This is a genomic window from Nocardioides sp. NPDC004968 (assembly GCF_040608935.1).
In the GTDB taxonomy this organism is placed as follows: domain Bacteria; phylum Actinomycetota; class Actinomycetes; order Propionibacteriales; family Nocardioidaceae; genus Nocardioides.
On sequence record NZ_JBEXJF010000006.1, the window covers coordinates 130,895 to 144,339 of the forward strand.

11 protein-coding genes are annotated in these 13,445 nt (G+C 69.4%); 5 read left to right on the forward strand and 6 right to left on the reverse strand.

The window, feature by feature from the left end:
* Nucleotides 1-39: 39 nt before the first annotated feature.
* On the reverse strand, nucleotides 40-513 hold the full coding sequence (locus ABZU72_RS09560) for a DUF2505 domain-containing protein (protein WP_355018625.1): 474 nt from the start codon (nucleotides 511-513) through the stop codon (nucleotides 40-42).
* A 184-nt stretch (nucleotides 514-697) separates the two neighbouring features.
* Here ABZU72_RS09560 and ABZU72_RS09565 point away from each other — a divergent pair, with 184 nt between their 5' ends.
* On the forward strand, nucleotides 698-4,648 hold the full coding sequence (locus ABZU72_RS09565) for an NAD-glutamate dehydrogenase (RefSeq protein ID WP_355018626.1): 3,951 nt from the start codon (nucleotides 698-700) through the stop codon (nucleotides 4,646-4,648).
* Here ABZU72_RS09565 and ABZU72_RS09570 read toward each other — a convergent pair.
* Both ABZU72_RS09570 and ABZU72_RS09575 read right to left on the reverse strand, forming a co-directional pair.
* Nucleotides 4,608-6,665 (reverse strand): carboxypeptidase-like regulatory domain-containing protein, encoded by a 2,058-nt coding sequence (locus ABZU72_RS09570; RefSeq protein WP_355018627.1) that lies wholly within the window; start codon nucleotides 6,663-6,665, stop codon nucleotides 4,608-4,610. The two genes, ABZU72_RS09565 and ABZU72_RS09570, sit on opposite strands and share 41 nt — an antisense overlap.
* Nucleotides 6,666-6,722: 57 nt before the next feature.
* Nucleotides 6,723-7,742, reverse strand: a complete 1,020-nt coding sequence (locus ABZU72_RS09575) for an MFS transporter (RefSeq protein WP_355018696.1) — start codon at nucleotides 7,740-7,742, stop codon at nucleotides 6,723-6,725.
* On the opposite strand from ABZU72_RS09575, the gene ABZU72_RS09580 reads away from it, so the two are divergent.
* The 4 genes from ABZU72_RS09580 to ABZU72_RS09595 all read left to right on the forward strand — a co-directional run bounded on the left by ABZU72_RS09580 (nucleotide 7,727) and on the right by ABZU72_RS09595 (nucleotide 10,633).
* Nucleotides 7,727-7,849 (forward strand): hypothetical protein, encoded by a 123-nt coding sequence (locus ABZU72_RS09580; protein ID WP_355018628.1) that lies wholly within the window; start codon nucleotides 7,727-7,729, stop codon nucleotides 7,847-7,849. The genes ABZU72_RS09575 and ABZU72_RS09580 overlap by 16 nt on opposite strands.
* A 180-nt stretch (nucleotides 7,850-8,029) precedes the next feature.
* Nucleotides 8,030-8,620, forward strand: coding sequence for a helix-turn-helix domain-containing protein (locus tag ABZU72_RS09585; RefSeq protein ID WP_355018629.1), 591 nt, complete (start codon nucleotides 8,030-8,032; stop codon nucleotides 8,618-8,620).
* A 112-nt stretch (nucleotides 8,621-8,732) separates the two neighbouring features.
* Nucleotides 8,733-9,641: a CoA ester lyase gene (locus tag ABZU72_RS09590; RefSeq protein ID WP_355018630.1), complete on the forward strand. Its 909-nt coding sequence runs from the start codon at nucleotides 8,733-8,735 to the stop codon at nucleotides 9,639-9,641.
* A gap of 71 nt (nucleotides 9,642-9,712) precedes the next feature.
* Nucleotides 9,713-10,633, forward strand: coding sequence for a methylenetetrahydrofolate reductase (locus ABZU72_RS09595; RefSeq protein WP_355018631.1), 921 nt, complete (start codon nucleotides 9,713-9,715; stop codon nucleotides 10,631-10,633).
* Nucleotides 10,634-10,738: 105 nt separating this feature from the next.
* Here ABZU72_RS09595 and kynA read toward each other — a convergent pair whose 3' ends face one another.
* The 3 genes from kynA to kynB are packed head-to-tail and all read right to left on the reverse strand — an operon-like array spanning nucleotide 10,739 to nucleotide 13,418.
* Nucleotides 10,739-11,539: a tryptophan 2,3-dioxygenase gene (gene kynA, locus ABZU72_RS09600; protein ID WP_355018632.1), complete on the reverse strand. Its 801-nt coding sequence runs from the start codon at nucleotides 11,537-11,539 to the stop codon at nucleotides 10,739-10,741.
* Nucleotides 11,536-12,789, reverse strand: a complete 1,254-nt coding sequence (gene kynU / locus ABZU72_RS09605; RefSeq protein ID WP_355018633.1) for a kynureninase — start codon at nucleotides 12,787-12,789, stop codon at nucleotides 11,536-11,538. Before kynU ends, kynA begins: the two co-directional genes overlap by 4 nt.
* A complete protein-coding gene (gene kynB / locus ABZU72_RS09610) occupies nucleotides 12,786-13,418 on the reverse strand; it encodes an arylformamidase (protein ID WP_355018634.1) in 633 nt (210 codons plus the stop codon). Before kynB ends, kynU begins: the two co-directional genes overlap by 4 nt.
* Between the last annotated feature and the right edge of the window lie 27 nt (nucleotides 13,419-13,445).

Genomic DNA, 13,445 nt, shown 5'->3' on the forward strand with positions numbered 1-13,445 from the left:
CTTTGGGGCTTCTGCGGGTTGGGGCTGGGGCTGAGGGGATCAGGCGGCGAGCCAGCGGGTGCCCACCTCATGCTCCTTCTCGAGCGCCTTCTTGAAGATCGAGAGGATGAGATCCTCCAGCTTTCCGCTGACCAGGGGAACATTCACCGTAGCGGTCAGGGTGACCGTCTCGATGGTCTTCGTGCCGTTCTCGGCCACCCGCGCGACGCCGGAGAGCGAGCCCGGCTTGCCAGGCAGGGTGACCTTGAGGTCGCCGGAGGTGAAGTCGGCCGACCAGATCTCGTCCTGGTGCACCTCGATGGTGTCGCCGACGAACTTCTTCGCGAACCCGGGCACGCCGCTCACCTTCTGCTCGTAGCGGATGCTCACCGTCGACCCGGTGATCGCCACGCTCTTGGACAGCGCGTGCTGGGCGTCGCAGACCTGCTCGCGGAACGCCGCATCGGCGAGCATCCCGGAGACGGCCGCGATCGGCGCGTCGTAGGCCAGGTCGATCGACAGCTTTTTACTCATAAGCACACATCATGACGCCTAGTCCGGCCAGAGTCATCAGCGAAGCGGCCGAGAGAACCGACACATTCCAGGAGTATGCTCTTTACCCCCAGGCCGGCGGGAGGTCGTGAGCCTATGACTCACATCGGCGATTCCTTCGGATCCAGCCGCCTACTCGGTGCTCGCCCGGGATACCGTGACAGGTGTGTCAACGGAGACGCATATCAAACCTGTCCAAGCTCAGCAGAACGTCCAGCAGTTCCGACTGCCGAGCACCACCTACTTCCGCCACGTAGCCCCCGAGGAGCTCACCGGCCGCAGCGAGACTGATCTCGCCGGCGCGGTGGGATCGCATCTGGCGCTGGCAGCGAACCGCCCGCAGGGCACCGCCGCCGTGCGCATCCTCACCCCGACCACCGCCGCAGACGGTTGGTCCGCCGGAGGCCGCAGCGTCGTCGAGATCGTCGTCGACGACATGCCCTACCTCGTGGACTCGGTCAAGACCGAGCTCTACCGTCGTGGCCTCGACGTGCATCTTGTCGTCCACCCCGTCATCGACGTCGCCCGTGACGTGACCGGTGCGCTCGAGGGGGTGAACGAAGGCGACATCAGCGAGTCCTGGATGCACATCGAGATCGACCGTCTGGCCCCCGACGCCGCCAAGGAGATCGTCTCGGGCCTCGAGGGAGTCCTCGAGGACGTACGCGAGGTCGTCGAGGACGAGCCTAGGCTGCACCGCCGGCTGGCGGAGATCGCGGCCGGTCTGCGCTACACCCCGCCCAACAGCGTGCCGCGCGAGGAGGCCTCCGAGGCCGCCGAGCTGCTGGCCTGGCTGGCCGAGGACCACTTCCTGCTGACCGGTTACCGCGAGTACCGCCTCGACGGCGAGTACCTGCGCGGTCGCTCCGGCACCGGCCTGGGCATCCTGCGCGCCGACCCGCCGCAGGCCCCCGACCACGGCAAGATGCCGCCCAAGGTCGCCGCCCACGCCCGCGACAAGGTCATGCTCGTCCTGGCCAAGGCCAACTCCCGCTCGACCGTCGGGGAGCCCGCCTACCTCGACCATGTCGGCATCAAGATCTTCAACGCCGCCGGTGAGGTGATCGGCGAGCACCGTTTCCTCGGCCTCTTCACCACCAAGGCGGCTCGCCAGTCGGTGACCCGGATTCCGGTCGTACGCGGCAAGGTCGCCGCGGTCCTCGACCACACCGGCTACGACGCCCGCAGCCACACCGGCAAGGCGATGCTCGACGCGATGGAGTCCTACCCTCGCGAGGAGCTGTTCCACGCCTCCACCGAGGAGCTGATGGACCTGGCCGAGGCCGCGCTGGGAGCGATCGAGCGTCGCATCCTGCGGGTGGCCGTCCGGCCCGACACGTACGGTCGCTATGTCTCGGTGCTCGTCTCGCTGCCGCGTGACCGCTACAACACGACGGTCCGCGAGCGGTTCTCGAAGGTGCTTCTCGACGCGCTCGGCGGCACCGACCTGGAGTTCACCGTACGCATCAGCGAGTCGACCACCGCCCGGGTGCACTTCGTGGTCCACGGCACCACCGAGTCGCTGGGGAAGGCCCTGGACACCCCGGGGCTGGTCGACAGCCTCGAGTCGCGGCTGCGCAAGGCCGCGCGGAGCTGGCGCGACGACCTGGTCAGCGCGGTCATCGCCCATGCCGGCGAGGACGGCGCGGCCCGGCTCTCGCACGTGCTCGACGCCTTCCCGGAGGCCTACAAGGAGGACTTCGACGCCGACACCGGCGCCGCCGACCTGACCCGGCTCGAGATGCTCTCGCACCAGGGCGAGGCGGTCGACTTCTCCTTCTACAAGGACCCGGAGAGCCCCGGCGGTTTCCGGATCAAGATCTACCGCACCGGTGGTCCGCTCTCGCTGTCCCTGATGCTCCCGATCCTGTCCTCGTTCGGCTTCGAGGTCACCGACGAGCGGCCCTACGACCTCGAGGGCGTCGGCACGTCCGGGTCGGAGGAGTGGTTCATCTACGACTTCGGGCTCGCCTACTCCGGCACCCCGGCCGGCACCCCGACCCAGCTGGTCGCCGCGCTGCACCAGGCCTGGTCCGGCCGCAGCGAGGTCGACGGGCTGAACGCGCTCGTCCTGGCCGGTCTCGACCACGGTCAGGTGACGCTGCTGCGTGCCTACGGTCGCTACCTGCGCCAGGCCGGTACGCCCAACTCGTTCCAGACGATCGCGGGCGCGCTGTGCGCCAACCCGGGCATCGCCCGGCAGATCGTGGAGCTGTTCGAGACCCGGTTCGATCCCTCGCTCACCACGCGTGACGAGACGAAGCGGGCCGAGGCGATCATCGAGGCTCTCGATGACGTCGCGAGCCTGGACCAGGACCGGATCCTGCGCAGCTACGTCTCCACGATCCTGGCGACGATGCGGACGAACTATTACCGCGGTCGGAGCTACCTCGCGTTCAAGTTCGACCCGCAGCAGGTGCCCGACCTGCCGCTGCCGCGGCCGGCGTACGAGATCTTCGTCTACTCGCCCGACGTCGAGGGTGTGCACCTGCGCTTCGACCCCGTGGCCCGTGGCGGCCTGCGGTGGAGCGACCGGCGCGACGACTTCCGCACCGAGGTGCTCGGGCTGGCGAAGGCGCAGCAGGTCAAGAACACTGTGATCGTGCCGGGCGGCGCGAAGGGTGGCTTCGTCCCCAAGGGCGTCGCCGGTCCGGACGCGTACGTCACGTTCCTGCGTGGCCTGCTCGACGTCACCGACAACCGGGTGGACGGTGAGATCGTGCCGCCGGCCGACGTGGTGCGCCACGACAGCGACGACTCCTACCTGGTCGTCGCCGCCGACAAGGGCACCGCGACGTTCTCCGACCTGGCCAACTCGGTCGCGGCGGAGTACGACTTCTGGCTCGGCGACGCGTTCGCCTCCGGCGGCTCGGCCGGCTATGACCACAAGGCCATGGGCATCACCTCGCGTGGTGCCTGGGTCTCGGTGCAGCACCACTTCAAGCGGCTCGGCATCGACCCGCAGACCGACGAGATCACTGCGGTCGGCGTCGGGGACATGTCCGGTGACGTCTTCGGCAACGGCATGCTGCGCTCGGATCGCATCCGGCTCGTGGCCGCCTTCGACCACCGGCACATCTTCATCGACCCCACGCCCGACGCGGCGGTGGGATTCCAGGAGCGGAAGCGGCTTTTCGAGATGCCCCGGTCGACCTGGGAGTCCTACGACACCTCACTGATCTCGGCGGGCGGCGGCGTGTGGTCGCGGCAGCTGAAGTGGGTGCCGATCAGCCCCGAGGTGCGGCAGGCGCTCGGTCTGGCGACCGACGTCAAGCGGCTCACCCCGCAGGAGCTGATCAGCGCGATCCTGCGTGCGCCGGTCGACCTGCTGTGGAACGGCGGGATCGGGACGTACGTCAAGGCGTCCAGCGAGACCGACGACGACGCCGGTGACCACGCCAACGACGGGGTCCGGGTCGACGCCGCCGAGCTGCGGGTGCGGGTCGTCGGTGAGGGTGGCAACCTGGGCATCACCCAGGCCGGCCGCGTCGAGTTCGCCCGCAAGGGTGGGCTGATCAACACCGACGCGATCGACAACTCCGCCGGTGTCGGCACCTCCGACCACGAGGTCAACCTCAAGATCCTGCTGGACCGAGAGGTACGCGCGGGCTCGCTGACGCTGGCCGCGCGTGACGAGCTCCTCGAGGAGATGACCGACGAGGTCGCCGCGCTGGTGCTCGCTCACAACGAGGCCCACAACGTGACCCTCACCCGTGCGGTCGCCTCGGCCCCGCAGCTCCTGGAGGCTCACGAGCGCCAGATCGCGGAGTGGGTCACGGCCGGACTGCTCGGCCGCGAGGTGGAGGGCCTGCCCTCCTCGACCGAGGTCGCCCGCCGTCTGGAGGCGGGTGAGGGGCTCACCGCCCCCGAGCTGGCCGTGATGCTCGCCTGGACCAAGATCGAGCGCCGACGCGAGCTGGTCGCCGCGGGTCTTCCCGACCCGGCCGCGGATCCGGTGATGACGGAGCGTCTGGTGGCCTACTTCCCGACCGCGATCCGCGAGCGGTTCCCCGAGGCCATCGTGGATCACCCGCTGCGGTGGGAGATCTGGGCGACCTCGGTGCTCAACGAGGAGGTCAACCTCGCATTCGGGACGCTCGACGCGCCGTCACGGTGAGCACCGTGCCGGCGAGCAGGAGCGAGATGCCGAGGGCGGCGAACACCCACGACGGGCCGCCGGTCTCGGGGAGCGAGCTCTGAGGTGAGGTTTCCGTCGGCGGTCCCGGGTTCGGGGCCGTCGGCGGATTCTCATTTCCGCCGGGAGTCGGGACGTCGGTCGGATCCGGCGTGGGCGTCGGATCCGGGGTCGGCGTGGGATCCGGGGTCGGGTCCGGCGTCGGGGTCGGGTCCGGTGTGGGGCTCGGCGATGGGACCTCGTCGACCCTGAAGTCCTGTCCTCCCCGGATCTCGCCGGCCGAGGTGATCGTGACCGTACGCGAGGCCTCACCCACGACCCGCATCCCATCGGGTGCGGTGACGGTGATGGTGTAGTCGCCCGGCGGCAGATCCTCGACGATGTAGCCGCCCGCGTCGTCGGTGGTGGCGGTGATCGGGCCGTCGGGCCCGTCGACGGTGACGGTGACGCCGGCGACCGGGTCTCCGGTGGAGGCGTCGGTGACCCGCCCAGCGATCGTGCCGGGGCGGGTGAGGTCGAAGTCGACCCCGGTCACGTCGCTCGTCGCCACGGTGACCGGTCGCGTGGTGGCGCCCGTGTAGCCCTCGGGCGCCTCGATCTCGGCGGTGTAGTCGCCGGGCGGCACCCCGTCGAGCGCGTAGTTGCCGTCGCCGTCGGTGACAGTGGTGATCGGGTCGCCGCCGCCGGCGGGGACCAGGCGCACCTGGACGCCGCCGAGCCCGCTGCCGCCGCCGGTCACGGTGCCGGAGACACTGGCCAGCTGGTTGACCACGAAGTCCTGGTCGGTGATCGGGCTGTCGTCGACGGTGATGTCGGAGCGGGTCGTACCATCGGGGCCCGCGGTGTAGCCGTCGGGCACCGTCAGGGTCAGCGAGTAGCCGGTGCCGACCGCGTTGTCGTCGAAGAGATAGCTGCCGTCGGTGCCGGTGGTCGTGGTCGCGGTGGTCCCGTCGGGCCGGGTGAGGGTCACGGTCGCGCCCGGGACCGGAGCGCCGGCGTCGTCGCGTACGGTGCCGCTGATCGCCTGCGGGATCACCTGCCGCACCTCGAAGTCGGCCCGGGAGGCGGGGTCGCTGTCCTCGCCGCGGTTGCTGGCGGTCGCCTCGGTCTGTCCGACGATCGCACATCCGTCGGGCTGGCTCAGCCGGACGGTGTAGCCGTCCTGGGTGGCGAACTCGCCGAAGGAGTAGGTGCCATCGGCGGCGGGGCTCGTGGTGGCCAGGGTCTCCCCGTAGGGCGAGACGAGGGTGAGCACCGAGCTCTCGACCGGGCACGACCCGGAGGTCGACACGTCGGAGACCATGCCGCCGATCGGCCGCGCCCGGCTCACGAACCAGGTCTGGTAGACCGGGAAGCCGGCCCGGCGGGTGAAGGCGAAGGTCAGGCTGGTGAGCCGGATGTCGGGCTCGTACCAGCCACTGGCGCCGTTCGTGTCGGTGGCGGTGGGGTTGCCGGTCAGCGTCGAGGTGGCCGGGTTCCAGGTCGGCTGGTCGGTGCCGCCGGCGTAGTTGAACGAACCCTGGAACCACGAGGAGATCGCCGCGGCCGGAACCTCCTCGCCGTTCTCGTCGGTCGCCTGGACCTGTACCTGGTCGGAGTCGATGTCACCGAGCACGAACGCCCAGCCGGTGTCGGGCGTGGGGTTCTCGAAGGCGTACGTCGTGGTCGAGGCGCCGGTCGGGGTGTCGGCCTTCGGGCGCAGGTTGATGTAGGCCGAGCCGCGGCTCGATCCGTACTTCGCTCCAGGAGGCGTGCTTGCGTCGAGGAACGTGCTCGCGCCGCTGGGAAGGGCGACGTTGGCCCGGGAGTCGCTGGCCATCTGGGCCGCGGGGAAGCCCGCAGACCGCTGGGTCATCGTCGTGGAGTAGTCGTTGGACGTCCCGGAGACGGGCGCCCACTCGGCCCACGAGTCGGTCGCGGCATGAGCCGGTCCCGGAGACAGCACCGTGACGAACACGCCGGCCAGAAGTGCCAACGCCAGACAGGCCCGGTTGAACATGCGAGGGGATCCTTTGCTTCCGAGGAGCAAACGTTGCGTTGGGGGACTTGACGAAGGTTATCCCTGCGGAACCGCATTTTTACGCTCTGAAGCGCGTGTGTGGCCGAGGTTGTCATCGTTCGAGCGCAGCGTCTGCCAGTCCGCGGGGCGCGGGATCGACCGTACGGAGCGAGCGAGCGTGGGGATGAGGGCGGCGAGAGCGACCAGCGCCGTGACCGCGAGGACCGCGGTGGTGCCGTCGGTGACGGCGAGCAGTGCCCCGGCCAGGGCGGGCGCCAGCGGGATCGAGAGCATGGAGACGAACGGGGCCGCTGACTGAACGCGTCCGACCAGCTTCGGTGGGGTGATCGCCATCCGGTACGCCGCGACGCCGGCGTTGCCTGCAGGGTTGAGGAAGAGGCCGACGGAGACCGCCAGAGCCATCACGGCGGGGTGGGTCCAGAACGCGAGGGGGATCGAGAGCGGCACGAAGCTCCACGCGACCAGGGCGGTGAGCCTGCCCGTCGGGATCTTGTCGATGAGCCACGGAGCGACCAGCGCGCCGAGGACCCCGCATGCTCCGATCGCCGCCTCGGCCAACCCGATCTGCCAGGCCGGGAACCCGGCCTCGATCAGTCGCAGCAGGGCCATGAAGAAGAGCGCGTTGACGGCCAGGTTGGCGGCAGGCCCGAAGAAGAGCAGCGTACGCAGGAACGGCTGCTGCCAGCTGTAGCGCAGTCCCGCGACCAGGTCGGCCGAGGCCTTCTCGCGAGGCGCGCGGGTGAGGGCCGGCGGTGCCGAGAGGTCGGCTCGGACGCGTCCGAGGAGCAGCCAGCCGGCGGCGTACGCGATGGCGTTTCCGGCGAACGGCGCCCAGCGGGTGAAGCCGAGCAGCACGCCGCCGAGCGGCCCGCCGAGCAGTCCGGCGATGTGCTGGCGTGCCTGCTGCTGGGAGAGGGCCGTCGGGAGGTCGTCTGCCGCGACGACCGATCTGATCGCTGAGTTCTCGGCCGGGAGGAAGAGCCCGTTGAGCGCTCCGGTGAGGAGGGCGACGAGGAGTGCCCGAGCCGTGGGCGAACCGCATGATCCGCAGCCGATGGCGGCGGTCGGCGATCACCCCGGCCGGCAGCAGCATCCCCACCATCCCGATGAGGTGGATCGCCTCCGCGGACGCGGCCCAGAAGGCGGATCCGGTCATCGCGTAGGCGACCAGGGGCATCGCGAAGAGGCTCACCCGGGTCCCGAGCTCGGCGACGGTGGCGCCGATCCAGAGGGCGGTGAAGTCGTGGTTGCGGGCGAGCTCGCGGTAGGAGGGCATACCCGCACCATAAGGTGCGCAAGATATGTTGCGCAATATGTATTGCGGAATTCTGTAGACTGCGGCCATGGCTACGTACGACGACCCGCGGATCCTGCGCGCGATCGCCCACCCGACTCGCAACCGGGTGCTGCACGAGCTGTCCGCGGCGGGATCCCTCCGCGCCGCGGATGTCGCGCAGCGCACCGGCATCCCGGCCAACCAGGCCAGCTTCCACCTGCGGCAGCTGGCGAAGTACGGCCTGGTGGAGATCGACCCCGACGCCGGCCGGGACAAGCGCGACCGGGTCTGGCGGCTCACCGACGACGACATCACCATCAGCCCGAGAGAGATGGTCCAGCAGCCGGGAGGCGAGGCGGCGTACACGGTGTTCCAGCGCAGCTCCGTCGCCTGGGGCCACCACTTGGTCGATGAGGCCTTCAAGATCTCCTCGGAGCTCGAGGACGATCCGGCCAGGCGGCTCGTGTCGGAGTCGTCGCTGCGCCTGACCAAGGACGAGGCCCTCGAGTTGCAGCAGGAGCTGAACCAGGTCGTCGCGCGCTACCGCGAGACCGGCCGCCAGCCATCCGGTGAGGAGCGGGACCTCTACTCGGTCTACCAGCTCGTTCAGCCGATGCCGGACCTGGCCGGTGAGGCCGATCCGGGGGCGGCGACGTGAGTCATGTCTCAACGCCTGCCCCAGGCCGCCTCCTACTCGCGAGTCACCGAGAAGTTGGTTTACCGTCCGAAGTCGCGCCCATCCAGGACGCCAGTAGGGAGATAGACGAACGATGAGCACGAGCCAGATCGCCGAGAAGCGCGAGGTCCGCGAAGCCAACCGAGTCGAGGGCCACAACGCCCGGTCCTGGCTCCTGGTCTCCGCGATGCGTACGGAGATTTTCGACGACGCCCAGCTGAGCCGAGCCGACCAGATCATCCTCGACATGGAGGACGCGATCGACACCTCGCTCAAGTCGCAGGCGCGCGAGAACGTGACCAGCTGGCTCAAGGGTGGCGGCCGTGCCTGGGTACGCATCAACGACTGGACCACCGAGGACTGGAGCGAGGACATCGCGGCGCTCGCCGGGATCGAGACGCTCGCCGGTGTGATGCTCGCGAAGACCGAGTCGCCCGACCAGGTGACCGACACGTTCCAGCGGCTGGGTGGCAAGACCCCGGTGATCCCGCTGCTCGAGTCGGCGCTGGGGATCGAGGACGCCGCGACGATTGCGCGCGCCCGAGGCGCCTACCGGCTCGCCTTCGGCTCCGGTGACTACCGCCGCGACACGGGCGCGGAGAACGACCCGCTCGCCATGGCCTACCCGCGGACCAAGCTGGTCCTGGCCTCGCGGATCGGCAACCTGTCCGGTCCGATCGACGGCCCGACGGTGGGCAGCAGCCACCCGCTGCTCCGTGAACAGTCGGCCGACGGCGTCGCGATGGGTATGACCGGCAAGCTCTGCCTCGACATCGAGCAGCCCTCGGTGATCAACGAGTCGTTCAGCCCGACACCGTCCGACGTGACCTGGGCCCACGAGTTCCTCCACAAGTTCGAGGAGGGCGGCCGCGTGATCCGCGACGGCAGCGACAAGCCGCGTCTGGCTCGCGCCGAGACGATCAAGCGCCGTGCCGAGCTGTTCAAGATCAAGCCGGACACCGAGGCTTACGACGCCCCCACCTCGGGGCCGAGCGTCTACTGATCGACGCCGACTCGGCGCTCTGGGGTGGGACAGACGCGCCGGGTCGGCACGGCTCGGCTAGCGTTGATGTCGTGGATCTGCAGCAGCGCATCAATGACCGTGCCGGTGAGATTCTTCTGTTCGCCGTCACCCCGCCGAGGGTGACGACGGCACCCGAGAGGGTCCAGCAGATCGCGGAGGTCACGCTCGAGCGGATCCGGCCCCTCGATGTCGACGGGCTGATCCTCTACGACATCGACGACGAGTCCGACCGCAACCCGGAAGAGCGGCCGTTCCCGTTCGCACGCACCCTCGACCCCGCCGAGTTCCTCGAGCGCAACCTCGCCGGTCTCGACGTGCCGGCCGTCGTCTACCGGGCCACGGGCAAGTACGACGAGCCGACACTGCGCGACTGGGTCAAGACCCAGGACCCGGCCAAGGCGCTGTCGGTCTTCGTCGGCGCCTCCTCGGGTGAGAAGCGGGTCGCCACCAGCCTGCGCCGTGCCCAGCAGATCCGGAACGAGGCCAACCCCGACCTGCTCCTGGGCGCCGTCGCGATCCCTGAGCGACACACGGCCAAGGGCGACGAGCACCTTCGGCTGATCGCCAAGCAGGAGGCGGGCTGCTCCTACTTCGTCACCCAGGTCGTCTACGACGTCAACGCCGCCAAGAACCTCGTCTCCGACTACCGCTACGAGTGCGAGACCCGTGGCCTGCAGCCGGTGCCGATCGTGTTCACCTTCTCCGTCTGCGGCTCGATGAAGACCCTCGAGTTCCTCCGCTGGCTCGGCGTCGACGTCCCGCGCTGGATCGAGAACGAGCTGCGCCACGCCACCGACACCCTCGACGCCTCGCTCGAGCAGGCCGAGGCCACGGCGATCGAGCTGATGTCCTTCTGCCGCCAGCTCGGCGTGCCGTTCGGCATCAACATCGAGTCCGTCTCGATCCGCAAGGTCGAGATCGAGGCCTCCGTACGTCTCGCCGAGCGGCTCCGCGGGAAGCTGGCGCGCTGAGCGGTCGGTTCCTTCGTCAAGGTATGCAGTCGAAGGAACACATTCCGGGCGGAACTCCGCACGGGATGTGTTCCTTTCCCTGCATACCTTGATGGCGGAACAGCGCTACAGCTCGGTGCGCATCGCCCACAGCTCGGGGAACAGGATGATGTCGAGCTGCTTGCGCAGGTAGGAGACACCGCTGGTCCCGCCGGTGCCGACCTTGAACCCGATGATCCGCTCGACGGTGGTCACGTGCCGGAACCGCCAGACCCGGAAGGCGGTCTCGAGGTCGGTGAGCTCCTCGCCGAGCTCGTAGAGGTCCCAGTGCTTGTCCGGGTCGCGGTAGACCTCGCCCCAGGCGGCTTCGACGGCGTCGGACGCCGCGTACTCCTGCTTCCAGTCCCTGTCGAGATGATCGGACGGGATGTCGAAGCCGCGCCGGGACAGCAGGCGTAGCGACTCGTCGTAGAGAGACGGACGTCCGTACGCGGAGAGCACATCCTGCTCGTGCGGGCGTCCCTCGTGCACGCGGAGCGTGTAGGCGGCCTTGTTGCCGAGCGCGAACTCGATGCAGCGGTACTGCCACGACTGGAAGCCCGAGCCGGTGGCCAGGTAGGGGCGGAACTTGTCGTACTCGGTCGGGGTCAGGGTCGAGAGGACGTCCCAGGCATGCACGAGCTGCTCCATGATCCGGGAGACCCGGGCCAGCCCCTTGAACGCCGGACGTACCGCATCCTCGGCGAGGAGCCGCTGCGCCTCGGTCAGCTCGTGCAGCGCGAGCTTCATCCACAGCTCCATCGCCTGGTGCTGCACGATGAAGAGCATCTCGTTGTGGTCGCCCGAGAGCGGATTCTGCGCGCCGAGCACCTCCGGCAGGTGGAGATAGTCGGAGTAGTCCATCGGAAGGTCCTGCGTGCTGCTCATGTGACTGCTCCTCGGGTCCAGAAGCGCTCGTCGCGCCATTCGTCGTTGTCCATCACCGAGACCAGGTGGTCGACGGCGTCCCACACGTCGACGTAGCGCGTATAGAGCGGGGTGACGCCGAAACGGAGGATGTCCGGTGAGCCTGCGCGGAAATCGCCGACGACACCGCGTTCGATGAGCGCCTGCACGATCGCGTACGCACCCTCGCCGATGCTCAGCGAGAGCTGGCTGCCCCGCTGCGCGTCGTCGAGCGGGGACTCGATCGTGAACCCGGGAAGCCGGGAGGTGACCAGGTCGGCGAAGAGCCGGGTCAGCGCGAGCGACTTCTCCCGGATCGCCTCGAGACCGCCGTACGTCTCGGCCGCCAGCAGCGTGTCGACACCGCACTCCAGGGCGGAGATGCCGATGACGGCGGGGGTGCCGGACAGGTAGCGCGAGACCCCCTCCGCGGGCCGGTAGCCCGGCGACATCTCGAACGGCGCCGCGTGACCCATCCAGCCCGACAGCGGCTGCTCGAAACGGTCGACGTGGCGAGGGTTGACCCACAGGAACGCAGGCGAGCCGGGGCCGCCGTTGAGGAACTTGTAGCCGCAGCCGATCGCGAAGTCGGCGTCGGCGTCCCGAAGGTCGACCGGCACCGCACCGGCCGAGTGGCACAGGTCCCAGACGGCAAGCACGCCGTGCTCGTGCGCGAGCGCGGTCACCGCGGCCATGTCGTGCAGGTAGCCGGTGCGGTAGTTGACCTCGGTCAGCATCAGCACCGCGGTCCGGTCCAGCAGCCCCTCGATCTCGTCGGGGGAGTCGACCAGGACCAGCTCGTAGCCGCGGTCACGGCACAGCGATGAGGCGATGTAGAGGTCGGTCGGGAAGTTGCTGCGCTCGCTGACCACGATGCGGCGCTCGGGCGAGTCTACGGACGCGATCGAGAGCGCCGAGGCGAGCACCTTGTAGACGTTGAGCGAGGTTGAGTCGGCGACCACGACCTCGCCCTGACCTGCGCCGACGAGCCGGGCGATCTTGTCGCCGACGCGCTGGGGGAGGGTGATCCAGGAGGCGGTGTTCCAGGACTCGATCAGTCCCTGGCCCCACTCCTGCGTGACCACCTCGGCCACGCGGCCCGCGGTGGCGCGGGGGAGCGCGCCCAGCGAGTTGCCGTCGAGGTAGATCGTCCTTTCGGGCAGGTCGAAGAGGTCCCGCAGCGGGGCCAGCGGGTCGGCCTGGTCGAGAGCGACCGCATCGTCGCGGTTCATTCGGCAGTCTCCTTGATCGGCCTGAGCACGGCGCGCACGGGCGCGGCGTCGGCGGTGGTGAGCTTGAGGGGGAGCGCGATCAGCTCGTAGTCGCCCGCGGGTACCTCATCGAGCAGCAGGTTCTCCAGGATGCGTACGTCATGACGGTGGGTCGCGAAGTGGGCCGGAAGATCCTTGGAGGAGGACGGGTCCAGGCTGGCCGCGTCGGTGCCGACCAGCTGCACCCCGTGGGCGGCCAGGAGGTCGATCAGCGCAGGGTCGAGCGCGCAGAAGTCGTCGTCCCAGGTCGTCGGCTGGGTGGCGTACGTCCGGAACAGCACGCGCGGCGGAAGATCGGTGAGGTCGATGTCGTCGACGGTGACCAGCGGTCGGACCCCTGACACGTCGACCACGCGGCACGGACCGAGGAACGGCTCTAGCCGCATCTCGCCGGCCGGCGTGCCGCCGTCGGTGAAGTGCAGCGGAGCGTCCGCGTGCGCGCCGACGTGGGCCGACAGAGTCAGCTCGGCGACATTGACCGGACACCCGGGGCCGATCCGGAACGTCCAGCCGACCTCGGTGGCATGGTCGCCGGGGAAGACCGGCGAGGATGCATGGACCGGTGGGGAGATGTCCCAGAGCTGCGCCATGGCGCCAGGATAGGCCGCCCTCCGGCG

Coding starts and splice junctions, on each gene's coding strand:
- ABZU72_RS09560 (WP_355018625.1), bottom strand. CDS start 513: ATGAGTAAAAAGCTGTCGATCGACCTGGCCTACGACGCGCCGATCGCG.
- ABZU72_RS09570 (WP_355018627.1), bottom strand. CDS start 6,665: ATGTTCAACCGGGCCTGTCTGGCGTTGGCACTTCTGGCCGGCGTGTTC.
- ABZU72_RS09580 (WP_355018628.1), top strand. CDS start 7,727: ATGATCCGCAGCCGATGGCGGCGGTCGGCGATCACCCCGGCCGGCAGC.
- ABZU72_RS09585 (WP_355018629.1), top strand. CDS start 8,030: ATGGCTACGTACGACGACCCGCGGATCCTGCGCGCGATCGCCCACCCG.
- ABZU72_RS09590 (WP_355018630.1), top strand. CDS start 8,733: ATGAGCACGAGCCAGATCGCCGAGAAGCGCGAGGTCCGCGAAGCCAAC.
- kynA (WP_355018632.1), bottom strand. CDS start 11,539: ATGAGCAGCACGCAGGACCTTCCGATGGACTACTCCGACTATCTCCAC.
- kynU (WP_355018633.1), bottom strand. CDS start 12,789: ATGAACCGCGACGATGCGGTCGCTCTCGACCAGGCCGACCCGCTGGCC.
- kynB (WP_355018634.1), bottom strand. CDS start 13,418: ATGGCGCAGCTCTGGGACATCTCCCCACCGGTCCATGCATCCTCGCCG.